Below are 21,111 nucleotides of genomic sequence, written 5' to 3' on the forward strand. Positions count from 1 at the left end.
AAAAGAGAGGATATTTTGCAATGAGCAAATCGTTTAGCTTCCCCAACGTGGGCACCTGTTCCAAGCAGACCAACATCGTCCTGAACGACGACCACACCATTGAGTCCATCGAGGTCGTTGGCGGCTGCAACGGCAACCTGAAAGGTATCAGCCGCCTGCTCAAGGGCATGAAAGCAGAAGACGCCATCGCCCGTATGGAGGGCACTACCTGCGGCCCCCGTCCCACCAGCTGCCCGGATCAGATTGCCAAGAATCTGAAAAAGGCTCTGGCCGAGATGTGATCTCAAATTTTCATCAATGGATAAACGCACGGTGCACCTGCTGCATGGTGCGTTTTTTGCTGTTACGACAGGAATGACTGATTTTTTCTCTGGAAATGGGGCTATACTTCTGCTGGATACCAAAATGGAGGCAGAGGGAGCACATGAGCATTTGGGAAGCATTCGGCAAGGGCAGATACAAAGGGTTCTCCCGGGAGGCGGGGCTGCTGCTGGACGAGGCGGTAGAGCTGGCCGGGGGGCTTGGCTGCAAAAAAGCGGATACTGGCCACCTGCTGCTGGCAATGCTCCAGACCGACCACGGCCCGGCGGCGAAGTTCCTGGCCGGGAAAAATATCTCGGAGCTGGCCGTCCGGCGTCAGCTGGGGGCCGACCGGGAGGGCCCGGCGCTGCATCTGGACCGCAAAGCGCTGGCGCCGGACCTCAAACGCGCCATGGATTACGCGCTCATCGGGGCACAGAATGCTCATCTGGCGAAAGCGGAACCGGAGCACCTGCTCTGCGCCATGTTGGAGGATACCGATTGCGCGGCCGGGGTGCTGCTGGCTTCCATGGGGGTCCAGCTTGCGGAGGCGGTGCGGGAATGCCGCCAGCTGTCCGGCCAGTTCATCCTGCCTCTGCAGCCTCGCGCGGCTTCGGCCATGCCGCGGGGCAGCCGCGCCAGCGATAAATACTGCCGTGACCTGACCCGCCGGGCGGCAGATGGGGAGCTGGACCCGGTGTTCTGCCGGGAAAAAGAGCTGGACCGGATGGTGGAGATCCTGTGCCGCCGCCAGAAAAATAACCCCTGCCTCGTGGGGGAGCCCGGCGTGGGGAAGACCGCGCTGGCAGAGGGGCTGGCCCAGCGCATTGCCAACAAAAATGTGCCCCGGATGCTGCAGGGGAGGCGGCTGCTGGCGCTGGATATGGCCAGCCTGGTGGCAGGCACCAAGTACCGGGGCGATTTTGAAGAGCGCTTTAAAAACCTGCTGGAGGAACTTGTCCGGGATGGCAGCGCGATTCTGTTTGTGGACGAGTTCCACACCATCGTTGGGGCAGGAGCTGCCGAGGGAGCCATTGATGCGGCCAGCATCCTGAAACCGGTGCTGGCCCGGGGCGAGCTGCAGCTCATCGGGGCCACCACCAATCAGGAATTTCGCACCCATATCCAGAAAGACGCCGCCCTCGAACGCCGCTTTGGAAAGGTGCAGATCGAAGAGCCTACTCCGGAGCAGGCTGTTGGCATTCTGGAGGGGCTGGCACCCCGCTATGAGCGGTATCACAGTGTCAAGCTGCCGCCTGAGACCCTGCGGGAAGCCGTGGAGCTCTCCGTGCGGTATCTGCCGGGGCGCTGCCTGCCGGATAAGGCCATTGACCTTGTGGATGAGGCCTGCGCTGCCGCCCGCATCCGGGCAGAACGGGAGCACCAGCCCAGCCCGGTGCTTACCCGGGAAGAGGTGGCCCAGGTGGTGGCACGGGCCAGCGGCATCCCCGCCGAGCGGGTGGGCGAGAAAGAACGGGAGCGCCTTGCCCGGCTGGAAGCCCGACTCAATGAGGAGATCGTGGGCCAGCAGCGGGCTGTGGCCGCCGTGGCCGGAGCCATCCGCCGTAGCCGCACCGGGCTGGGGGAGCCGGGCCGCCCCATCGGAGCCATGCTGTTTCTGGGGCCCACCGGCGTGGGCAAAACAGCCCTTGCCAAGGCACTGGCTTCCAGCTGGTTCGGCAGCGAGAAAGCGCTCCTCAAGTTCGATATGTCAGAGTATCAGGAGCAGCACACCGTGGCCCGCCTGCTGGGCGCGCCTCCGGGCTATCTGGGCCACGACGAAGGCGGACAGCTGACCGAGGCCGTCCGCCGACGCCCCTACAGCGTCGTGCTGTTTGATGAGATCGAAAAGGCACACCCGGATATCCAGAATATCCTGCTGCAATTGCTGGAAGATGGCCAGCTGACCGACTCCATGGGCCGCAAGGCGGATTTCCGGAATACCATCGTGCTGCTGACTTCCAACCTTGGTGCACGCTTTCTGGCCGGGCAGAGCGCGCCGCTGGGTTTTGCGGCGGGGAGTGAGGCAGCCTTTGAAAAGCAGTCGGAGCAGGCCGTGGCAGAGGCAAAAAAGTGGCTCCGCCCGGAGCTCATCGGGCGGCTGGATGAGATCATCGTGTTCCGCCCTCTGGGAGAAGACAGTCTGTGCACCATTGCGGAAAAGCTGCTGGGCCAGCTGGAAACCCGTGCGGCCCGCAGCGGCTATCAGTTGACCCATACCGCCCGGGTAGGCCCGGCGCTGGCGGCAAAAGCCCGCTCACCCTACGGAGCGCGAGAGCTGCGGCGGCAGGTGGACCGGGCAGTAGAACAGGCCCTTGCCAACGAGATCGCCTCGGGGACAGCAGCTCCTGGCCAGCACTGGACGGCGGACTGTACCGCTGACGGCTGTGTAACTCTTCAGGAAACGGATCCCGTGAGTGCGGTTTTGTAAAGGCTGCCTCTTGCAATTGTGTGCGGTTTTGGCTATCATAAAAGAAGCTTTTACGCACACAGGAGGAAGCCATGCGTTATCTGTTTATCTTGAATCCTGCCGCTGGGAAGCAGGACTGTACCGTCCAGCTCATTCCGCAATTGCAGCAGGCTGCTGTCCGGGCAGGCATCCCGGTGGATGCGGTTGCCACCTGCAAAACAGAGTATGCAGGCCATGCCAAGGCACTGGCTCGCGCCGCGGCGGAAGAGGCCGCGAAAGCAGGGGAGCAGCTGCACATCTGGACGGCAGGCGGCGATGGTACTCTGGTGGAGGCACTGACAGGCGTGCAGGGCTTTGCCAACGCCGCCGTGGGCTGCCTGCCCTACGGCAGCGGCAACGACTTCCTGCGCACCTACGGCACCCGGGAGGAGTTTACCGACCTCGACGCCCAGCTGGCGGGCGGGGAAGTGACCATCGACACGATGCAGACCAATCTGGGCCTTTCCGCCACCATCTGCGCGGCGGGGCTGGACGCCCAGGTGGCCTATGGCATCCCGAAGTTTCGGCGTATCCCCCTGTGCGGCGGCGAGATGGCCTACGCTCTCTCCATTGTGGAGCAGCTCTGTGGGCAGATTGGCCGCAAGATCGAGTATGATATCGACGGCGAAAAACTGACCGTCGATTGCCTCATGTGCGCGGTCTGCAATGGCAAGGCCTACGGCGGCGGTTTCCTTGCGGCCCCGGAGGCCGTCCCGGACGACGGTTGGATGGATGTCGTCATCATCCGCAAGGTGGGGCGGCTGACCATTGCAAAGCTGCTGGGGATGTATAAGCGGGGCGGGCATTTCGTCCACGGCCAGCTCACCGAGCAGGCAAAGCCCTATTTCATCTACCGCCGGGCAAAACAGGTGGCCCTCCGCCCTGTGGATGGCCGCGGGCCCATCGTTGCCACCGCCGACGGTGAGTGCGCCCCCTGTGACCGGGTGGAGATCGCCCTCCACCCGCAGAGCGCCCGCATCCTGCTGCCCAAAGCAGCGTATGAGCGGTTCTGTGCTCAGAGAGAAAACGCTGCCTCGGCGGGAACGCGGTAAAGCGTTCCGAACGAAAATAGAGAACAGTCCCTGTCCTGCGGAAAAGAACTTTCTGCCAGGACGGGGACTGATTTTTTACGCTGAAAAGAAGCTTTTTGAGAGGACACAAAAACTTAACAAAAAAATGCCCCAAACTACTTGATTTTTACCCCGGAGATGAGTACAATACACTTAGCACTCATAGAAATGGAGTGCTAAAGAGCCGGACGACATGCAAAGAAGCGCCCGGAGTGCTAAATTGTTTTCATTATATTTTACTATAGGAGGGCAAGAACTATGAAGATCATTCCTCTTGCAGACCGCGTTGTTATCAAGACTGTTGAGGCCGAGGAGACCACCAAGAGCGGCATCATCCTGACCGGTAGTGCCAAAGAGAAGCCCCAGGTGGCTGAGGTCGTTGCGGTTGGCCCCGGCGGCGTCGTGGATGGCAAGGAAGTCAAGATGACTGTCAAGGTGGGCGATAAGGTGCTCACCAGCAAGTACTCCGGTACTGAGGTCAAGGTGGACGGTGAGGAGTGCACCATCGTGCGCCAGGGCGATATCCTGGCCGTGGTGGAAGACTGAGCAGTTTCCCCTCATCAATAAAAGAAATTCGAGCTTTATAAAAGGAGCGATTTGATTATGGCTAAGCAGATTAAGCAGGGCGAGGATGCCCGCAAGGCACTGTGCGCTGGCATTGATACGCTGGCAAACACCGTGAAGATCACCCTGGGCCCCAAGGGCCGCAACGTGGTGCTGAGCAAGAAGTTTGGCGCCCCGGTCATCACCAATGATGGCGTGACCATTGCAAAAGAGATCGAGCTGAAAGACGAGTTCGAGAACATGGGTGCACAGCTGGTGCGTGAGGTCGCTACCAAGACCAACGACGCGGCAGGCGACGGTACCACTACTGCAACCGTTCTGGCACAGGCGATGGTCACCGAGGGCATGAAGAATGTCACCGCCGGTGCAAACCCGATGGACATCCGCCGCGGCATGAGCAAGGCTGTTGCCAAGGCTGTTGAGACCATCAAGGCACACAGCCAGAAAGTCAAGGATGCCAACGACATCGCTCGTGTCGGCACCATTTCTGCTGGCGACCCTGAGATCGGCCGCCTGATCGCTGAGGCAATGGAGAAAGTCACCTCTGATGGCGTCATCACCATTGAGGAGAACAAGACCACCGCTGAGACCTACAACGAGATCGTCGAGGGTATGCAGTTTGACCGCGGCTACCTGACCCCGTATATGGTTACCGATACCGAGAAGATGGAGGCTGTCCTGGATGACGCCGCTGTCCTCATCACCGATAAGAAGATCAGCGTCATTCAGGATCTGCTGCCCCTGCTGGAGCAGGTGGTTCAGAACGGCATGAAGCTGCTCATCATTGCAGAGGACATCGAGGGCGAGGCCCTGTCCACCCTGATCGTCAACCGTCTGCGTGGCACCTTTACCGTGGTTGCTGTCAAGGCTCCCGGCTTCGGTGACCGCCGCAAGGAGATGCTGCAGGATATCGCAACCCTGACCGGCGGCACCGTCATCTCCTCTGATTTGGGCTATGAGCTGAAAGATGCAACCCTGCAGATGCTGGGCCATGCACGTCAGGTCAAGGTCACCAAGGAGAACACCACCATTGTCGGCGGTGCAGGCGACAAAGAAGCCATCCACAACCGTGTGGCTCAGATCCGCAACCAGATCGAGGCTTCTACCAGCGATTTCGACCGCGAGAAGCTGCAGGAGCGTCTGGCAAAGCTGGCCGGCGGTGTGGCTGTCATCAAGGTCGGTGCTGCTACCGAAGTCGAGATGAAAGATAAGAAGCTCCGCATTGAGGACGCTCTGAACGCAACCAAGGCTGCTGTTCAGGAAGGCGTTGTGGCCGGCGGCGGTACCGCTCCCATCAACGCCATCCCCGCTGTCCGTGAGCTGTGTGATACCCTGGAGGGTGACGAGCGCACCGGTGCCCGCATCGTCCTCAAGGCTCTGGAAGCTCCTCTGCGCCAGATCGCCAAGAACGCCGGCCTCGAGGGCAGCGTCATCATCGACAAGATCATCACTGCCAACAAGCCCAACTACGGCTTCGACGCTCAGAACGAGGTCTTCGTGGACGATATGATCGCCGCTGGCATTGTGGACCCGACCAAGGTCACTCGTTCCGCTCTGGAGAACGCAGCCTCTGTTGCTGAGATGGTCCTGACCACTGAGAGCCTGGTCGCTGACCTGCCGGAACCCCCGGCACCCGCAGCACCTGCTGGTGATATGGGCGGCATGGGCGGCATGTACTAAGGCGCAGTCGCTCCCTAAAACTGCAAATACGGTTAAGCGCACTTTTGAGGCGGAGTCTCTTCGGAGGCTCCGCCTCTTTTGCGTCTTTCTTTAAGAGCTTGACGAATGCACCCTTTCTTTTTCGTCCATACTGTAACCGGATATGGAACGGGAGAGGGGGCTTTTGATGTCGGGCCGTCGGGTGCTGGTGCTATATGGCTCACTGCTGCTTGGCTTTGCAGTGGTGCTGTGCAGGCTGTTCTGGCTTTGCTCCAACACGGCCTATGCAGCCCGGGCGGAAGCGCAGAGCACAGCCACGCTAACGTTCCCGGCCCGGCGGGGCAATTTTTACGATTGCAATGGTCACCTGCTCACCGGGCTTGGAGAGCAGTGGCTGGCGCTTAGTCTGCCCGGGGAGGGAAGCTACACAAAACTTTACCCGTATGCCAGCAAGGCCGGTCAGGCAATGCTCTACCAGAAACGGAACGCCTCCCGGCCGTTTCTGGTGGAGGTGACGCGGGATGTCTCTGCAATGGGCGCGTGGTGCTATGCCGTCCCGCGCCGCTATGGGGATGCACCTTTGGCGTCGGCCCTGCTGGGCTATCTCGATGGCGAGGGGCACGGCGTCGCAGGGCTGGAGGCAGCGCTGGAGGATCTGCTCTCCGGCACCGGGGCACAGGACAAGTTGGTCTGTGCGGTCAACGCACAGGGAAAGCTCCGGAGCGGGACAGAGCCGGAGCTTGTAAAATCGGACAGCGGCGCAGTGGGGGTTCAACTGACTCTCTCCCGGTCCATCCAGCGCGCGGCAGAAGCCGTGGCGGTTCAGACGATGCAGAGCGGCTGCATTCTGGTACTGGATGCGGCCAGTGCAAAAGTGCGGGCCTGTGCCAGTACACCGGGCTTTGACCCGGAAAATGTCTCCGCCAGCCTGAATGCTCCGGACAGCCCGCTTGTGAACCGGGCATTTCAGGCCTATGCGGTGGGTTCTGTTTTCAAGCCGGTGTTGGCTGCCGCAGCGCTGGAAGCGGGGAAGATGGGCCTTGTGTGGGATTGCCCGGGCTATTGCGTTGTGGATGGGCAGGTGTTCCGCTGTGCCGGAGGTGTCCCTCACGGAGAAGTGGATCTGGCAGCCGCCCTGCAGAAAAGCTGCAACGGATATTTTATCCGGCTGGGGCAGGAGCTTGGCCCGGAGCGGGTGCGGGAAATGGCTGTCCGCCTCGGCTTTGGCCGGGCGCTGAATTTGGCAGACACCCTGAGCACGGCTGCCGGTCAGCTGCCGGAGGCGGAAACACTCACATCCAGCGGGGCTTTTGCCAATTTCTGCTTTGGGCAGGGGGAGCTGTTGGCTACACCGATCCAAATTGCCGCCATGATAAACACCATTGCGGCGGGCGGTATCTGGCGGGAGCCACTCTTTCTGGAATGCACATTGGATGAAACGACCGGTGAACCGCTGACCGCACTGGCTCACCGCGGCGCCCGGCGGGTATTCTCTGCACAGACTGCACGGGCATTGCGGGAGCTGCTGGCAAGTGTTGTCACGGAGGGCACGGGCCATGAGGCGGCCCCCACAGAGGGCAACGCCGCCGGGAAGACGGGCACCGCCCAGACCGGCCAGTTTGCGGCGGGGAAAGAGCTGAAAAATTACTGGTTTGCAGGCTTCTATCCGGCCCGGAACCCACGCTATACCATTGTGGTGCTGCAGGACGGCCAGACAGGCCTATCGCGGACCAGTGCGGCCGTCTTCGCGCGGGTGTGTGACGCTTTGGACGCTGCAGGGAAGTAAAATTCAATTTTGCTTGCAATTTCACACGGAGTATGATACTATATACTTGTATTTGTATGGTTGATCTTAAATTTTTGATAAATCAAAGGAGCGTTTCATCCATGTCTGTCATTGAAATCGTCGGCGGCGTCATCCTGCTCATCGTTTCTGCCGCTATCGTGTTCCTCACTCTGATGCAGCACACCCATGGTCAGGGCCTGTCCGGCGCCATCAACGGGAGTGCCTACGGCGCGAACAATGCTCGCCTGACCCCGGCCGACCAGATGCTGGCAAAGGTGACCCGCATTGCAGGCATCGTCTTCTTTGTGGTGGCGATCCTGGCCTGTGTGTTTGCAAGCCGTCAGGCCTGAGCACGCGTATGCAGCCCCGTGTAGGACGGGGCTGTTTTTCTGCCCGGAAATCCCCAAAATCATTTGATGACTCGTTAGGAGAAGCTGCTGCCTCGGGAATGTGCCGCGGGCGGCAGGAGGGAAGTGCGGGAGTGTGCCCGCTGTGTGAAAAGGCTCGCAGCCCGGTGGAGGCAGAGCCGTTGGAAGTAAGGAGAAAATTATGCCGTTACGCGATAAAATTGAACATGCGATCCAAAACCAGCCCTGCACCGTCAAGGATCTGAAAGCGAAGTTTGGCGGAGACCGCGGTGCGGACCGCAAGGTGATGGAAGCACTGGACCAGCTGGTGCATGAGGCGGTCATCTGCCAGAAGCAGGGCGTGTTCTTCACCGTCCGCTCGGGCCGCGCGGAGAAAGCCCTGCTGTGCAAGGTGGTCAAGCTTGGGAAGAACTTTGCCTTTGTTATGCTGGACGATGGCACCAGTGATATCTTTATTCCGGGCCGCTTTACCCGCGGTGCCATGCCGGGCGATGAGGTGCTGGTGGAAAAGTTTGCCCACCCCCGTGTGGAGGGCAGTGATGAGGGCGAGATCCTTGCCATCCTCACCGAGAAAAATGACCTGGTGGGCACGGCCCGCCGGGTGGATGGCCGTTTGAAATTCGTCCCGGACGACTGCCCGGCCATTTCCATGCAGCTCATGCGGGATTGCGAGGGCGGTGCCAAGGACGGCGACAAGGTCGCTGTGGAGATCCTCATGCGCGGCAACCGTCAGGAAGACCACCGCGTGGGTGTTGCCATGCGGTTTGGCAGCTCGGACGAGGCCAAGCGCTGCGCCAAGGCTCTGCTCTACGCCAAGGACATCCGCAGCCGTTTCCCGGATAAGGTGCGGGAAGAAGCCAAAAAGTTTGAGGACATGGCGGTTTCCGGGGCCGACTGTGAGGGTCGCATGGACCTGCGTGCCCTGCCCATCTTCACCATCGACAGCGCCGAGACCAAGGACATCGACGATGCCATCAGCCTGACCAAGACTTCTGACGGCGGCTTTGAGCTGGGCGTCCACATTGCGGATGTTTCCAATTATGTCAAGCCTGGCAGTGAGCTGGACAATGAAGCATTCAGCCGTGCTACCAGTGTTTACTATGCCGACCAGGTCGTCCCCATGCTGCCGAAGCAGCTCTCCAATGGCATCTGCTCTCTGAATGAGAAAGAGCTGCGTCTGGCGTTCTCCTGCCTCATGCGGCTGGATCAAGAAGGGAACCTGACCGATTACCGTTTTGTCAAGTCCATCATCTGCAGCCGGGTCAAGGGCGTGTACTCTGAGATCAATGCCCTGCTGGCCGGGACCGCGGATGCTGAGATCAAAGCCAAGTATGCCGAGGTGCTGAGCCAGCTGCCTGCCATGAAAGAGCTGTACGGCCACCGTGCCCGCCTGCGCAAGGAGCGCGGATGCATGGACATTGAGAGCGGTGAAGTCAAGCTCATCCTTGACGAGGACGGCCACTGCATCGACGTCAAGAAGCGCACCTCCGGTGAGAGCGAGTCCATGATCGAGGAATTCATGCTGCTGGCCAACCAGTGCGCGGCCCACTTTGCCCGCGTCAAGCAGATCCCCTTTGTCTACCGTGTGCACGAGGAGCCCAACGCCGAGAAGCTGGAGCGTCTGCACGCTCTGCTGCAGGCCTGCGGGATCAATGACCACTTTGCAAAAGAGGTGCCCACCCCCAAGGAGCTGAGCGCCATCCTCGAGGGCGTGCGCGGCACTCCCTATGAGCAGATCATCAACACCGGAATGCTCCGCTGCATGTCCAAGGCTGTGTACGAGGAAAAGCCCAAGGGCCACTATGGTCTGGTCCTCAAGGACTACGCCCACTTTACCAGCCCCATCCGCCGTTACCCTGATCTGGCCATCCATCGCATCATGACGGATCTGCTGCAGGGCACGGACAAAGAGACCATGATCCTCCGCTACAGCGATTTTGCGGAGAAAGCCAGCAAGCAGTCCAGCGAGCGGGAGATCATTGCCATGCAGATCGAGCGCAAGGCCGAGGATTGCTATAAGGCTGAATATGCCCGCCGCCATCTGGGCGAGTGCTATGAGGGCACCATTTCCGGCGTGACCCAGCGCGGCCTGTTTGTGGAGCTGGAAAATGGTGTGGAGGGCTTTGTGCCTGCTTCCAGCCTGACCCCCTCCGGCACCAACCTCACCGAGGGCATCCGCCTCTCGGATCCCGTCTCCGGCAAGAGCTGGAGCCTGGGCGACAGCATGATGATCACCATTGTGCGTGCCGATGTCAACCTGGGCAAGGTCGATTTTGAGGTCGCCCCGGAAAAGAAATAATTACAGAAACCATCAAACACGATCAAGTGGTAAAAGCATCGGTTCCCGGCAGCATGGGAGCCGGTGCTTTTTTACTATCAAAGGCGGCGGAATGTAAAAACTTCTTACACTGCCGCCCTTTTGCTTGTTGTAGGGCGGCCCTGAGCCGGGTATACTAAGGCTACAACGATGGTGCGCGTACCGGAGAAGAGCGCACAGTTCCTACCATGCTCAGGAGGTTGATCTGATGTATTATTCCAGTGGCAATTATGAGGCATTCGCGCATCCCCGCAAACCGGAGGGGGTCGATCATAAATCGGCCTATCTCATTGGCTCGGGCCTGGCCGCTCTGACCGCGGCCTGCTATCTGGTGCGGGATGGCCAGATGAAAGGCGAGCGCATCCACATCTTTGAAAAAGACCCCATCCCCGGCGGTGCCTGCGATGGCTATAAATATGATATCGGCTATGTCATGCGGGGCGGCCGCGAGATGGACAACCACTTTGAGGTCATGTGGGATCTGCTTCGCTCGATCCCGTCGCTGGAAACCGAGGGTGCCAGCGTGCTGGATGAATATTACTGGCTGAACAAGGCAGACCCCAATTCCTCCCTTTGCCGCGCGACGGAGAAACAGGGCCAGGACGCCCACACGGATGGCAAATTTGCCATCTCGGATCAGGGCGCGCTGGAGATCATGAAACTCTTCTTCACCCCGGACGAGCAATTGCAGGATAAAAAGATCACCGATGTTTTTGACGAGGAGGTTTTCTCCTCCAACTTCTGGCTTTACTGGCGCACCATGTTTGCCTTTGAAAACTGGCACAGTGCTCTGGAAATGAAACTCTACCTCAAGCGTTATATCCACCACATCGGCGGTCTGCCGGATTTCACGGCCCTGCGTTTTACCCGGTATAACCAGTATGAGTCCATCATCCTGCCCATGACCTGTTACCTGAAAGACCACGGCGTCCAGTTCTTTTATGAGACAAAGGTAACGGATGTGCAGTTCAACATTGAAATCGGCCGCAAGCAGGCCAGCTCCATCACGGTAGACCATAAGGGCCAGGTGGAGACCATCGACCTGACCGAGAACGACCTGCTTTTCATGACCAACGGCGGCTGTGTGGAGAGCTGTACCGTGGGTGCGCAGGACAAGGCGGCGGGCTTTGACCCCACCATCAAACCGGGCAATGGCTGGGATCTCTGGCGGCGGGTCGCGACGCAGGACCCCTCGTTCGGCAACCCGGATAAGTTCTGCTCCAAACCCGAGGAATCCAACTGGGAGAGTGCGACCATCACCACGCTGGACGATACCATCCCGCAGTATATCGAAAAAATTTGCAAGCGGGATCCGTTCAGCGGCCATACCGTCACGGGCGGCATTGTCACGGTCAAGGATTCCAGCTGGCTCCTCAGCTGGACGCTCAATCGCCAACAGCAGTTCCGGGATCAGCCCAAAAACCAGCTCTGCGTCTGGGTCTACGGCCTGTTCAGCGATAAGCCCGGCGATTATGTCAAGAAATCCATGAGGGATTGCACCGGCAAGGAGATCTGCATGGAGTGGCTGTACCATCTGGGCGTGCCGACGGACAAGATCGAGGAACTGGCCGAGCACAGCGCCAACACAGTGCCGGTCATGATGCCCTATATTGATGCGTTCTTCATGCCCCGCGCTATTGGTGACCGGCCCGACGTGGTGCCGAAAGACGCTGTCAACTTCGCATTTTTGGGCCAGTTTGCCGAGACGCCGCGGGATACCATCTTCACCACGGAGTATTCCATGCGCACCGGTATGGTGGCGGTGTACAGCCTGCTCAGCATTGACCGCGGCGTGCCCGAGGTCTGGGGCAGCACCTACGATGTCCGCTGCCTGATTGATGCCGCGGTCAAGCTCCGGGACGGCAGAAAGCTCACGGATATGGAGCTGCCGTTTGTAAAGAAACTTGCCCTGAAAGAAGCGCTGCGGAAGATCGAGGGCACCGACCTTGAAAAATTCCTCAAGAAATATAACGCGATCTGATGTTTCCCAGACCTGTTTTGGGTCGTTCCTCTTTTCGGAAAAACCGGGTTCTACTCTCCTGAGGCAGGAGGCAGGGCCCGGCTTTTCTTTGTTTTTTCAAGAAAGTTTCTAAAAAGAACGACTTTTTGTGAATGAATTTTACGCATATTTGACATTTTGCTCTTGCCGGAAGCTGCATTTTGTGTTAAGCTTAACTCAACAGTGCAGCGCAGGGGAGAGAGCCCGTCGCTGCCAAAACCGGAAAAACAAAAGGAGGTCGTTCTTCGTGAAACGATTTATCTCTCGCCGCAGCTTTCTGAAAACCGCTGGTGTCACTACGGCTGCCGCCGCTGTGGCCGTAGGAGCTCCCTCGGCGTCTGCCTGCTTTGGCAAAGGCAAGCTGCCGGAAATCACCATCCTTTATACCAACGATGTCCATACTTACATCGACCACAAATCCCCAGAGCTGACCTATGCTTCCATCGCAGCCCTCAAGAAGAGCTATGAGGAGCAGGGCAAGAATGTGCTGCTGGTGGATGCTGGCGACCATATCCAGGGCACGGCATACGGCTCCATGGACGATGGCGCCACCATCATCCGGCTGATGAATGAGGCAGGCTATGATCTGGCCACGCCGGGCAACCATGAGTTTGACTACGGCATGGACCGCGCAAAAATGGTCCTCAAGGAAGCGGATTTTCCGTACGTTTCCTGCAACTGGATCGACCTGCGCAGCGGTCTGCGGGTCCTGCCCAGCATCAAGCTTTTTAATATCAAGGGTGCCTTTGTGGCCTTTGTGGGCATTACCACACCGGAAACCTTTACCAAGTCCACTCCGGCCTACTTCATGAACGCCAAGCAGACCCGTTACATCTACGATATCCTCGGCGGTGACGACGGTGCCAAGCTGTACAATGCCGTCCAGAAAGCCATCGATAAGGCAAAGACCCTTGGCGCGGATTATATCATCGGCCTGGGCCATCTGGGTGTCGATCCCTCGTCCGCTCCCTGGACCAGCAAGGATGTCATTGCCCACACCACCGGCTTCAACGCGTTCATCGACGGCCATTCCCACACGGTGATGGCGGGTGAGACGGTTGCCGATGCCGCAGGTACCCCGGTGTTACTGACCCAGACCGGCTCCTACTTTAAGAATATCGGCTGCATGACCATCAACCCCGAGAGTGCTGTAGGCACCATTACCACCACGCTCCTCTCCACCTATGAGGGCGCGGACCCGGTGGTGGATGCCATTGCCAAAGAGTGGGTCGCCGATGTGGACGATATGCTGGGCGAGGAGATCGCAGTGGGCGACGGCGAGTTCTATATCAGCGATGCAGAGACCGGCAAGCGCCGCATCCGCTCGGCAGAGACCAACCTCGGCGACTTTGTGGCTGACGGCATCTACGCCTACTTCAATGAGATCGAAGAGCTGCACTGCGATATCGCAGTCATGAACGGCGGCGGCATCCGTGCTGATGTCCCGGCAGGTGCCTGGAGCTTCAAGACCTGCAAGATGGTCAGCCCCTTTGGCAACGTGGCCTGTCTGATGTCCGTGACAGGCAAGCAGATCCAGGACGCTCTGGAGTTTGCCGCCCGCTTTGCAGGCTCCGGCCAGGAGAACGGCGGCTTCCTGCATGTGGCAGGCGCGACCTATGAGATCCACACCGAGATCCCCAATACCGTCCTCACCGACGAGAAGAACGTCTGGCTGGGCAGCGCCACCGGCACACCGCGCGTCCAGAACGTCAAGATCTATGACAAGGTCCTGGGTGATTATGTCCCGTTGGATCCGGAGCGGAAATACGCTCTGGCCGGCATGAACTACACTCTGCGCAATCTGGGCGACGGTTTTGCCATGTTCGATGGCGCAGAGCTCATCAAGGACTATGTCTCCGAGGATTATCTGGTCATGTCCAGCTATGCCATGATGTTTGGCGGCGCGGATGGCGATGGTTTGCCGCACCTCACCAGCGCCAACAGCCCGCTGGCCGATTACCCGGGCTACCTGCTGGATTATGAGAATCCCTATGGTGCAGGCCGCATCACGATCCTCTGAGCCTCTGTAAAATCAGAAAATTCAAGATAAGATAGCATAAGGCCCCTGCTTCCGCGAAACCGGAGGCAGGGGCCTTTGCATGTGCAGGTTGGATTTAGGAGACGAACTGTTTCATAAATGCAATATCGCTGGCCGCGCGGGCAGGCACGGCTTCCTCCCGCAGTACCGGGAGCGATGCCTGCGGCATCTGGCGCAGCATTTCAAAACCGCCTGCATAGTCCACGCAGGAGTCTTCGAGGCTGGTGGAGTAGAGGGTGCCGTCCGGCTGGAAATTCTGGCCCTTGAAATGGACCGCCACGATTTTATCGCCGTACCAGCTGCCCACTTTGTCCCACAGGCGGCGCTGGGCGTCCACGGAAGCATTCTCCGGGCCGACATAGTTGGCAAAATCGCAGATGACCCGCAGGTTGGGGCTTGCCATCGTGTCCAGCACCATCTTGACGGCTTCCGGGGTGTTCATGGCGTGGTAGTAAACGCACTCCACGGCAAACAGCACGCCCTGCTCTTCGCAGGCGGGCAGAATTTCACCCAGGCTCCGCAGCAGTGCTTCCTGGGCCTCTTTCCGGCTGATACCCGGCTGTTTTGCCATATTGGTGGTCTCGCTGCCCATGCAGCCAGCGCCCAGTGCTTTTGCTACGGGGATCTGGCTCAACACTTTGGCCACTTCCGCTTTGCGTTTCTCCTCATCGGCATAGCTCAGCTCCACATAGGTGCCGTCTACAGCAATGCCGACGTTGGAAGCTTTGGACGCCGCGCGGGCAGCTTCTACCAGGGAGGGGGTCACATCGGCATAGCTTTTAACGCCCTCAATGGCCTTGGGAAACGCCAGCTGTGTGCAGCGGAAACCTGCCTGTCCGATGGCAGAAAACAGCGCTTCCGGGGCCTGACGGCCAAAATCATGGCCGCGTGCTCCAATGATAAATTCCGGCATGGTCGTTCCTCCTTAACAGGGTGTTCTGCTTACCCAAAAATACGCTGGGCAAACATGCCCAGCTCTTTGCCCCACCAGTACCAGTCGTGGGAGACATCATTGCCCCACAGCTCTACATGGCAGGGGAGGACGGCAGCTTCCAGCGCGGCCTGCAGCGCTTTGGTGTCCGCGCGGGCATCGTCTTCGTAAGCGCCCTGCCCGGCACAGAGCAACAGGCTGTTTTCCCCAGCCTTGGAAAGGGCAGCGGCGTTGTAAATGCCCTTTTCGGCCAGTGCGTTCAGCGGGCTGTTGCGCAGGATGAGGTCATCGGCCTCACTGCCCATAAAACGGCTCATGTCATACAGGCCGGAGAGGCCGATGGCACCCGCAAACAGCTCCGGGCGGCGCAGACGGCAGTTGACGGCCTGATAAGCACCCGTGTCCACGCCTGCGCACCAGAGCACCGGGGTGGATGCGGCCTTAGCCGCTTTCTCGTCCGCTTCTGCCTTGGGTTCGTCGGCGGTCAGGGCCAGGACACGGGGAGCCAGCTCGGTGGTCAGGTAGAGGAAATACTTCTCCTGCATCTCGGCCCGGCGGCGGGGAGCGGAATTTCCGGCCAGAAGGCTCTCGCCGTCAATGCTGTCGGCACAAAAAAGCTGTACCTTGCCCGCGTGGAGCAGGCTGGCCACGGCTTCGGGCATCCCGTTGTTCTCCCAATCGTAAAAGCGGCCGCCCCGGGCAGGCAGTGCCAGCACCGGCACGCCGCTGTGGCCGTAGCGCTTAAACTCCATGGCGCGGTCCAGCACCGCGCTCCATTCCTTATAATAAATACCATCCATGGTGGCATCCTCCTGTTACACAAACTGATTCCGTGCTGCGTCGTATTCGTACCCCACAGCGGCAAGGCTGGCGCAGAGCGCTGACTGATCCGCATCCAGGTCGTCACACAGCGCATCCAGGCTGGGGTAAAAATCCCGCAGTTTCAAATTGACCACGCTCAACAGCATGATGGGGTCGCTGGGCAATGCCATTTGGTGTCCCTCCCTGTAAAAATTATAACAAAAAAGCCGGCCACTCGACAAAGTGACCGGCAACATGCATCAACTTAGACAGCGCGGGTAACTTTGCCAGCGCGCAGGCAGCGGGAGCATGCGTAGATATACTTGGGAGAACCCTCCACGACCGCCTTGACACGACGGACATTCGGCTTCCAGGTACGGTTGGAACGGCGATGGGAGTGGGAAACCTTGATACCAAAGGTAACGCCCTTGCCGCAGCATTCACATTTTGCCATGGTAGTTGCACCTCCTAGCAGTGAAATAAGGAATTCAAAATAATCAGCTTGACTATTTTACCAGAGAACGCCGCAAAAAGCAAGTCCCTTTTTGATTTTTTTGCGGCTTTTTTTCAAGAGGCTCCAAATGCTTGCCGAAACGGCAAAAAAATAGTACAATAAAACTGTATATTATTTTGCTGATTGGAGAAAGACATGACGGCACAGGGACTCTATTACCTCATCCGTACACTGGTGGCGTTGGTGGCCATCCCGTTCCACGAGGCCGGGCACGCACTGGCGGCCTGGCTGCTGGGGGATGATACCGCCAAGCGGGAGGGGCGGCTCTCGCTCAACCCGCTCAAACATTTTGACCTGCTGGGCACGCTGTGCATGGTGTTTGCCGGAGTGGGCTGGGCAAAGCCCGTTTCTACCGACCCGCGCAATTTTAAAAATCCGAAGTGGGGCATGGCTCTTACCGCGCTGGCCGGCCCGGTGGCAAATCTGCTGCTGGCGTATCTGGCCATGGTGGCCTGGAAGCTTCTGTATTATTGGGCCCCGATCACGGAAGGGACGGTTCTCGTGGCACGCTTCCTCCAATCCTTGGTGTATATGGATGTAGGGCTGGCCGTGTTCAACCTCATTCCGGTGCCTCCGCTGGATGGCAGCCGCATCCTGCTGGCAGTGCTGCCTCAGCGCGTTTATTTTGGGGTGATGAAGTATGAGCGGGTCATCCTTATCATTGTACTGGCCGCCGTGTGGGGCGGTTTTCTGGACGGCCCTCTCAGTGTGCTGAACGATTTGGTCTGGAACCTGCTGGACCTGGGCACGTTCTACATTGACCGCATCGCATACGCCGCTTATTATGCCAGCCTTGGGGCGGTGATCTGATGGCCGACGAACTGACGTTCCACCTCGAAGATTTCGATGGCCCGCTGGAGCTGCTGCTGGCACTGGTGGCCAAGCACAAGATGGACCTGCACAATATTCCGATCCTGACCCTCATTGACCAGTACACCCGCACGGTAGAAGCAGCACAGGCGGCTGACCCGGAGATCGCCAGCGCGTTCATTGAGATGGCGGCCCATCTGGTGGAGATGAAAAGCTATCTGCTCCTGCCCCGCAGCGAAGAGGGTGAGCGGATGAAGCAGGAGCTTACCGGGCAGCTCATTGAGTACGAGCAGTGCCGCCGGATGGCCGCGCGGCTGCGGGAGCGGGGAGAGGCAGTGATGGTCTTTGTCCGCTGCCCGGTCCAGCTGGAGTGGGACCAGACCTACCTGCTGCATCACTCTCCGCAGGTGCTGGCAGACTGCTGGCAGGCCCTGATGGGGCGTACCGCTCTGCGCCGGATGCCCACGCGGGAGCAGTTTGAGCCGCTGGTGTCCGCGCCGCAGGTGTCGGTCAGCAGCAGGGTGGTGTATATCCTGCGCCAGCTCATTGCGGGCGGCGCGGCAAGGATGAACCAGCTGTTCTCCCGCCGCCAGACCCGCGGCACCAACGTGGCAACCTTTCTGGCCTTGCTGGAACTGGTGCGCGGCGGGCGGGTACAGCTGGGCCCGACGGGCGAAATGACCATGCACCGCGGCCATCTGAGCCGCAAAAAGGAGATCAAATGAACCAGAAACAGATCCGGGCGGCAGTAGAGGCCATGCTGTTTGCAGCAGCTGATCCCATCAGCGCGGACAAACTGGCACAGGCAGTGCAGCTGCCTCAGGCCAGTGTGGAAGCGGCACTGGAAGACCTGCGCACCCGCTACCAGCGGGAGGACAGCGGCTTGTGCCTGCTCCATCTGGATACCCGCTGGCAGCTCTCGACCAAAGCGGAATGGGCCGATTGCATCCGCCGCCTGCTGGATGCCCGCCGCGCGGTACCGCTGGGGCCCGCCGCAATGGAAACTCTGACCGTCATTGCCTATAACCAGCCTGTCTCTCGTGCATTCATCGAGCAGGTGCGCGGCGTGGATTCATCGTCCAGTGTGACCAGCCTGCTGGAAAAGGGCTTGATCGAAGAGGCGGGCCGTCTGGACCTGCCGGGCCGCCCGGTCAGCTTCCGTACGACCGATGTCTTCCTGCGGTGCTTTGGCCTGTCCAGCCTGGCGGACCTGCCTCCGGTGCACAGCGCGGAGGACGAAACAACAAAAACAGAGGAGGCAAACGAATGAGTGTACTGCTGGCGCTCTGTTCCGCACTGGGGGCGGTGCTGCTTTTTCTATTAAAGTTGGTTGGCATCCTGCTGCTGATCGGGATGGTTTTATTGGCGCTGGTACTGTTCTGCCCGTTCTGTGCCGATGTGCAGTGGGAGCAGGGCGTCTTCACCGTAAAGGCAGGGGCACTGGGCCTTACATTTCCGGTGTTCCAGTATCCAAAACCTCAGCCCACGGAACCAGAAGAACCCAAGGGCCCGCTTGGCAAACTGAAAGCAAAATTCCGCGCCTGGCGTGCGGAACGCAAAGCGAAAAAGGCGGCGGCAAAGGCAGCAAAACCCGCAAAGCCCAAAAAAGAAACGCCTCCCCGCAAAAAGGCAAAACTTACCCTCAACATCATCTGTACGATGCTGCGGGGAGCCGGGCGGCTGACCCGGGCGATCTTCGGGGCGCTGCGGTTTACCAAAATCCGCATCTGCCTTGGTGTCCGGGGAGAAGACCCCGCGCAGGCGGCCCGCACCTATGGCAAGCTGAACGCCTGGCTCTACACCTCACTGGGTGTTCTGGATCGCTTTCTCTTCCTGGATTTTGAGGAGCTGCGCCTCCTGCCGGATTTCGGCAGTGCGGAGCCCACCGTGGAAGACCGGGTCTCGTTCCGGGTATCGGCGCGGCTGTTTTTCATCGTTTGTGCCGCCGTGCGCGTTCTTTACGAGTTCTGGCGCGAAAAAGTGCTGGACGTATTCATCTGATTTATGTTACAATAGCACTGTATGGTGAATACTGTAGGGTGCATTTGTTCCCGTGCACTGCCGCAGGCGGGGCAGGGGAGATATCCCACAAGAAATAAGAGGAGGCCGATTTTATGGCTGAGCATCCGATTCAAGGTTTAATGAACGTGACGATGGATAAGATCCGCCAGATGGCAGATTCCAACACCATCATCGGCAAACCCATCCAGACCGAGGATGGCACCACCATCCTCCCGGTGTCCAAGGTGTCGTTTGGTTTCGCTTCCGCAGGAACGGATTTTGACGGCAAGAATGCCGCGAACAAGGATCTGTTTGGCGGCGGAGCCGGTGCGGGCGTCAACATCCAGCCCGTGGCGTTCCTCATCGTCAAGGATGGCTGCGTCCGCACCATCCAGCTGTCCGATGGCACCAATACTGTGGACCGCGCCTTGACCATGATCCCCGAGCTGGTGGAAAAGGTCAGCGCTCTGCTGAAGAAAGACGAAGTGCCCGCTGTAGCAGAAGAAACCAAACCGGCACAGTAACCCGCCGTGCCTGCGGAGGTTTCCTGATGATAGAAATGATAGGAACCCCCCGCAGCCGTAACCACCGCGCACTCGCAGCAGAGTGCGCTTTTGAGCGCCGGGAGGCGCACAAGGAGAACTACTATGGCAGAAGAACGTATTCAGAAGATCATGAGCGAGCAGGGGCTGTGCTCCCGCCGTGCGGCCGAGCAGATCATTGCCGAGGGCCGCGTCAAGGTCAACGGCCACCCCGTCAAGGTGGGCGACAAGATGGACCCCAACCGTGACGTGCTGCATGTGGATGATGAGCGCATCTACATCCAGAAAAATCAGCAGCTCTATTATCTGGCCCTGTACAAGCCCCGCGGCTATGTCACCACCGCCAGCGATGAGCTGGGCCGCAAGACCGTCATGGAGCTGGTAAGCGATATCCCGGCCCGCCTGTACCCGGTGGGCCGCCTGGATAAGGACAGCGAGGGCCTGCTGCTGATGACCAACGACGGTGCCTTTGCACAGGCGGTCACCCACCCATCGGGCGGCATCTCCAAGCTGTACCGCGTGACCGTCCAGCCCCGCGCCGATGAGGCACAGCTCCTGAAAATGAGCTCCGGCGTCGTGCTGGACGATGGCACCAAGACCATGCCCTGTGCCATCAATGTCGTCACCGATGAGCCGGGCCGCACCGTCATGGAAATGACCCTGAAAGAGGGCAAAAACCGTGAGATCCGCCGGATGTGCGAGGCTGTGGGCCTTGAAGTCGTCCGCCTCAAGCGGAACGCCGAGGGCGTTGTCAAGCTGGGAATGCTCAAGCCGGGCACTTACCGTGAGCTGACCAAGGCGGAAGTCAATGGTCTGCGTGCCGCGGCGGCCAAGGGCCGTGCCCAGACCCGCTCGGCCGCCCTGCAGTCCAGAGCTGCAGAGCGCCGCCCCCGCGGCCCGGTCGGCCGGGGCCCGGCAGCTGGCAAAAAGCGCAAGTAAGCAATATGCCCGAAATTTCTGGC

Annotated in this window: 20 protein-coding genes; 16 read left to right on the forward strand and 4 right to left on the reverse strand. The window is 59.4% G+C overall.

Features of this window, described 5'->3' with window-relative positions; genetic code table 11:
* Positions 1-20 precede the first annotated feature (20 nt).
* From C4N22_RS00145 to C4N22_RS00190, 10 genes are all read left to right on the forward strand, one after another.
* Positions 21-281 carry a TIGR03905 family TSCPD domain-containing protein gene (locus C4N22_RS00145; protein ID WP_112114952.1) on the forward strand — a complete coding sequence of 87 codons (261 nt, stop codon included), beginning with the start codon at positions 21-23 and terminating at the stop codon, positions 279-281.
* A gap of 143 nt (positions 282-424) precedes the next feature.
* Complete coding sequence (locus tag C4N22_RS00150) at positions 425-2,731, forward strand: ATP-dependent Clp protease ATP-binding subunit (protein ID WP_112147542.1); 2,307 nt, start codon at positions 425-427, stop codon at positions 2,729-2,731.
* Positions 2,732-2,802: 71 nt separating this feature from the next.
* A complete protein-coding gene (locus C4N22_RS00155) occupies positions 2,803-3,801 on the forward strand; it encodes a diacylglycerol/lipid kinase family protein (protein ID WP_112147543.1) in 999 nt (332 codons plus the stop codon).
* Between the two features lie 276 nt (positions 3,802-4,077).
* Positions 4,078-4,365 carry a co-chaperone GroES gene (locus tag C4N22_RS00160; RefSeq protein ID WP_022256782.1) on the forward strand — a complete coding sequence of 96 codons (288 nt, stop codon included), beginning with the start codon at positions 4,078-4,080 and terminating at the stop codon, positions 4,363-4,365.
* A gap of 57 nt (positions 4,366-4,422) precedes the next feature.
* The gene (groL, locus tag C4N22_RS00165) at positions 4,423-6,063 is read left to right on the forward strand and encodes a chaperonin GroEL (protein ID WP_022256783.1); all 1,641 of its coding nucleotides are present in this window, start codon (positions 4,423-4,425) and stop codon (positions 6,061-6,063) included.
* Between the two features lie 166 nt (positions 6,064-6,229).
* Positions 6,230-7,828, forward strand: a complete 1,599-nt coding sequence (locus tag C4N22_RS00170) for a peptidoglycan D,D-transpeptidase FtsI family protein (protein ID WP_112147544.1) — start codon at positions 6,230-6,232, stop codon at positions 7,826-7,828.
* A gap of 101 nt (positions 7,829-7,929) precedes the next feature.
* Positions 7,930-8,178: a preprotein translocase subunit SecG gene (gene secG / locus C4N22_RS00175; protein ID WP_112147545.1), complete on the forward strand. Its 249-nt coding sequence runs from the start codon at positions 7,930-7,932 to the stop codon at positions 8,176-8,178.
* 199 nt (positions 8,179-8,377) lie between these two features.
* Positions 8,378-10,495, forward strand: a complete 2,118-nt coding sequence (gene rnr / locus C4N22_RS00180; RefSeq protein WP_112147546.1) for a ribonuclease R — start codon at positions 8,378-8,380, stop codon at positions 10,493-10,495.
* Between the two features lie 226 nt (positions 10,496-10,721).
* Positions 10,722-12,494, forward strand: a complete 1,773-nt coding sequence (locus C4N22_RS00185) for an oleate hydratase (RefSeq protein ID WP_112147547.1) — start codon at positions 10,722-10,724, stop codon at positions 12,492-12,494.
* A gap of 265 nt (positions 12,495-12,759) precedes the next feature.
* Positions 12,760-14,532: a bifunctional metallophosphatase/5'-nucleotidase gene (locus tag C4N22_RS00190; RefSeq protein WP_112147548.1), complete on the forward strand. Its 1,773-nt coding sequence runs from the start codon at positions 12,760-12,762 to the stop codon at positions 14,530-14,532.
* Positions 14,533-14,626: 94 nt separating this feature from the next.
* On the opposite strand, the gene C4N22_RS00195 is transcribed toward C4N22_RS00190, so the two are convergent.
* The 4 genes from C4N22_RS00195 to rpmB form a co-directional block, all read right to left on the reverse strand.
* The gene (locus tag C4N22_RS00195) at positions 14,627-15,463 is read right to left on the reverse strand and encodes a sugar phosphate isomerase/epimerase family protein (RefSeq protein ID WP_112147549.1); all 837 of its coding nucleotides are present in this window, start codon (positions 15,461-15,463) and stop codon (positions 14,627-14,629) included.
* 29 nt (positions 15,464-15,492) lie between these two features.
* Positions 15,493-16,281: a hypothetical protein gene (locus C4N22_RS00200; protein ID WP_112147550.1), complete on the reverse strand. Its 789-nt coding sequence runs from the start codon at positions 16,279-16,281 to the stop codon at positions 15,493-15,495.
* A 15-nt stretch (positions 16,282-16,296) separates the two neighbouring features.
* On the reverse strand, positions 16,297-16,473 hold the full coding sequence (locus C4N22_RS00205; RefSeq protein ID WP_112147551.1) for a DUF4250 domain-containing protein: 177 nt from the start codon (positions 16,471-16,473) through the stop codon (positions 16,297-16,299).
* A 74-nt stretch (positions 16,474-16,547) separates the two neighbouring features.
* On the reverse strand, positions 16,548-16,736 hold the full coding sequence (gene rpmB / locus C4N22_RS00210) for a 50S ribosomal protein L28 (RefSeq protein ID WP_005932647.1): 189 nt from the start codon (positions 16,734-16,736) through the stop codon (positions 16,548-16,550).
* 195 nt (positions 16,737-16,931) lie between these two features.
* On the opposite strand from rpmB, the gene C4N22_RS00215 reads away from it, so the two are divergent.
* The 6 genes from C4N22_RS00215 (at position 16,932) to C4N22_RS00240 (ending at position 21,088) form a co-directional block, all read left to right on the forward strand.
* The gene (locus C4N22_RS00215; protein ID WP_022257259.1) at positions 16,932-17,606 is read left to right on the forward strand and encodes a site-2 protease family protein; all 675 of its coding nucleotides are present in this window, start codon (positions 16,932-16,934) and stop codon (positions 17,604-17,606) included.
* Positions 17,606-18,331 (forward strand): segregation and condensation protein A, encoded by a 726-nt coding sequence (locus C4N22_RS00220; protein WP_112147552.1) that lies wholly within the window; start codon positions 17,606-17,608, stop codon positions 18,329-18,331. The genes C4N22_RS00215 and C4N22_RS00220 overlap by 1 nt, the downstream gene beginning before the upstream one ends.
* Positions 18,328-18,876, forward strand: a complete 549-nt coding sequence (gene scpB, locus C4N22_RS00225) for an SMC-Scp complex subunit ScpB (RefSeq protein WP_022257257.1) — start codon at positions 18,328-18,330, stop codon at positions 18,874-18,876. The genes C4N22_RS00220 and scpB overlap by 4 nt, the downstream gene beginning before the upstream one ends.
* Positions 18,873-19,607, forward strand: coding sequence for a DUF2953 domain-containing protein (locus tag C4N22_RS00230; protein ID WP_112147553.1), 735 nt, complete (start codon positions 18,873-18,875; stop codon positions 19,605-19,607). The genes scpB and C4N22_RS00230 overlap by 4 nt, the downstream gene beginning before the upstream one ends.
* A gap of 113 nt (positions 19,608-19,720) precedes the next feature.
* Complete coding sequence (ytfJ, locus tag C4N22_RS00235; RefSeq protein WP_112147554.1) at positions 19,721-20,131, forward strand: GerW family sporulation protein; 411 nt, start codon at positions 19,721-19,723, stop codon at positions 20,129-20,131.
* Between the two features lie 123 nt (positions 20,132-20,254).
* Positions 20,255-21,088, forward strand: a complete 834-nt coding sequence (locus C4N22_RS00240) for a pseudouridine synthase (RefSeq protein WP_022257254.1) — start codon at positions 20,255-20,257, stop codon at positions 21,086-21,088.
* The last annotated feature ends 23 nt before the right edge of the window (positions 21,089-21,111 follow it).

The organism is Faecalibacterium prausnitzii, from assembly GCF_003287495.1.
Taxonomy (GTDB): domain Bacteria; phylum Bacillota; class Clostridia; order Oscillospirales; family Ruminococcaceae; genus Faecalibacterium; species Faecalibacterium prausnitzii_I.

What these genes read in the sequence shown, in the direction of transcription:
- C4N22_RS00170 (WP_112147544.1), top strand. Translation starts at nt 6,230, where the DNA reads ATGTCGGGCCGTCGGGTGCTGGTGCTATATGGCTCACTGCTGCTTGGC.
- C4N22_RS00200 (WP_112147550.1), bottom strand. Translation starts at nt 16,281, where the DNA reads ATGGATGGTATTTATTATAAGGAATGGAGCGCGGTGCTGGACCGCGCC.
- C4N22_RS00195 (WP_112147549.1), bottom strand. Translation starts at nt 15,463, where the DNA reads ATGCCGGAATTTATCATTGGAGCACGCGGCCATGATTTTGGCCGTCAG.
- C4N22_RS00220 (WP_112147552.1), top strand. Translation starts at nt 17,606, where the DNA reads ATGGCCGACGAACTGACGTTCCACCTCGAAGATTTCGATGGCCCGCTG.
- C4N22_RS00150 (WP_112147542.1), top strand. Translation starts at nt 425, where the DNA reads ATGAGCATTTGGGAAGCATTCGGCAAGGGCAGATACAAAGGGTTCTCC.
- C4N22_RS00160 (WP_022256782.1), top strand. Translation starts at nt 4,078, where the DNA reads ATGAAGATCATTCCTCTTGCAGACCGCGTTGTTATCAAGACTGTTGAG.
- groL (WP_022256783.1), top strand. Translation starts at nt 4,423, where the DNA reads ATGGCTAAGCAGATTAAGCAGGGCGAGGATGCCCGCAAGGCACTGTGC.
- C4N22_RS00230 (WP_112147553.1), top strand. Translation starts at nt 18,873, where the DNA reads ATGAGTGTACTGCTGGCGCTCTGTTCCGCACTGGGGGCGGTGCTGCTT.
- rnr (WP_112147546.1), top strand. Translation starts at nt 8,378, where the DNA reads ATGCCGTTACGCGATAAAATTGAACATGCGATCCAAAACCAGCCCTGC.
- rpmB (WP_005932647.1), bottom strand. Translation starts at nt 16,736, where the DNA reads ATGGCAAAATGTGAATGCTGCGGCAAGGGCGTTACCTTTGGTATCAAG.
- secG (WP_112147545.1), top strand. Translation starts at nt 7,930, where the DNA reads ATGTCTGTCATTGAAATCGTCGGCGGCGTCATCCTGCTCATCGTTTCT.
- ytfJ (WP_112147554.1), top strand. Translation starts at nt 19,721, where the DNA reads ATGGCTGAGCATCCGATTCAAGGTTTAATGAACGTGACGATGGATAAG.
- C4N22_RS00155 (WP_112147543.1), top strand. Translation starts at nt 2,803, where the DNA reads ATGCGTTATCTGTTTATCTTGAATCCTGCCGCTGGGAAGCAGGACTGT.
- scpB (WP_022257257.1), top strand. Translation starts at nt 18,328, where the DNA reads ATGAACCAGAAACAGATCCGGGCGGCAGTAGAGGCCATGCTGTTTGCA.
- C4N22_RS00240 (WP_022257254.1), top strand. Translation starts at nt 20,255, where the DNA reads ATGGCAGAAGAACGTATTCAGAAGATCATGAGCGAGCAGGGGCTGTGC.
- C4N22_RS00215 (WP_022257259.1), top strand. Translation starts at nt 16,932, where the DNA reads ATGACGGCACAGGGACTCTATTACCTCATCCGTACACTGGTGGCGTTG.
- C4N22_RS00185 (WP_112147547.1), top strand. Translation starts at nt 10,722, where the DNA reads ATGTATTATTCCAGTGGCAATTATGAGGCATTCGCGCATCCCCGCAAA.
- C4N22_RS00145 (WP_112114952.1), top strand. Translation starts at nt 21, where the DNA reads ATGAGCAAATCGTTTAGCTTCCCCAACGTGGGCACCTGTTCCAAGCAG.
- C4N22_RS00205 (WP_112147551.1), bottom strand. Translation starts at nt 16,473, where the DNA reads ATGGCATTGCCCAGCGACCCCATCATGCTGTTGAGCGTGGTCAATTTG.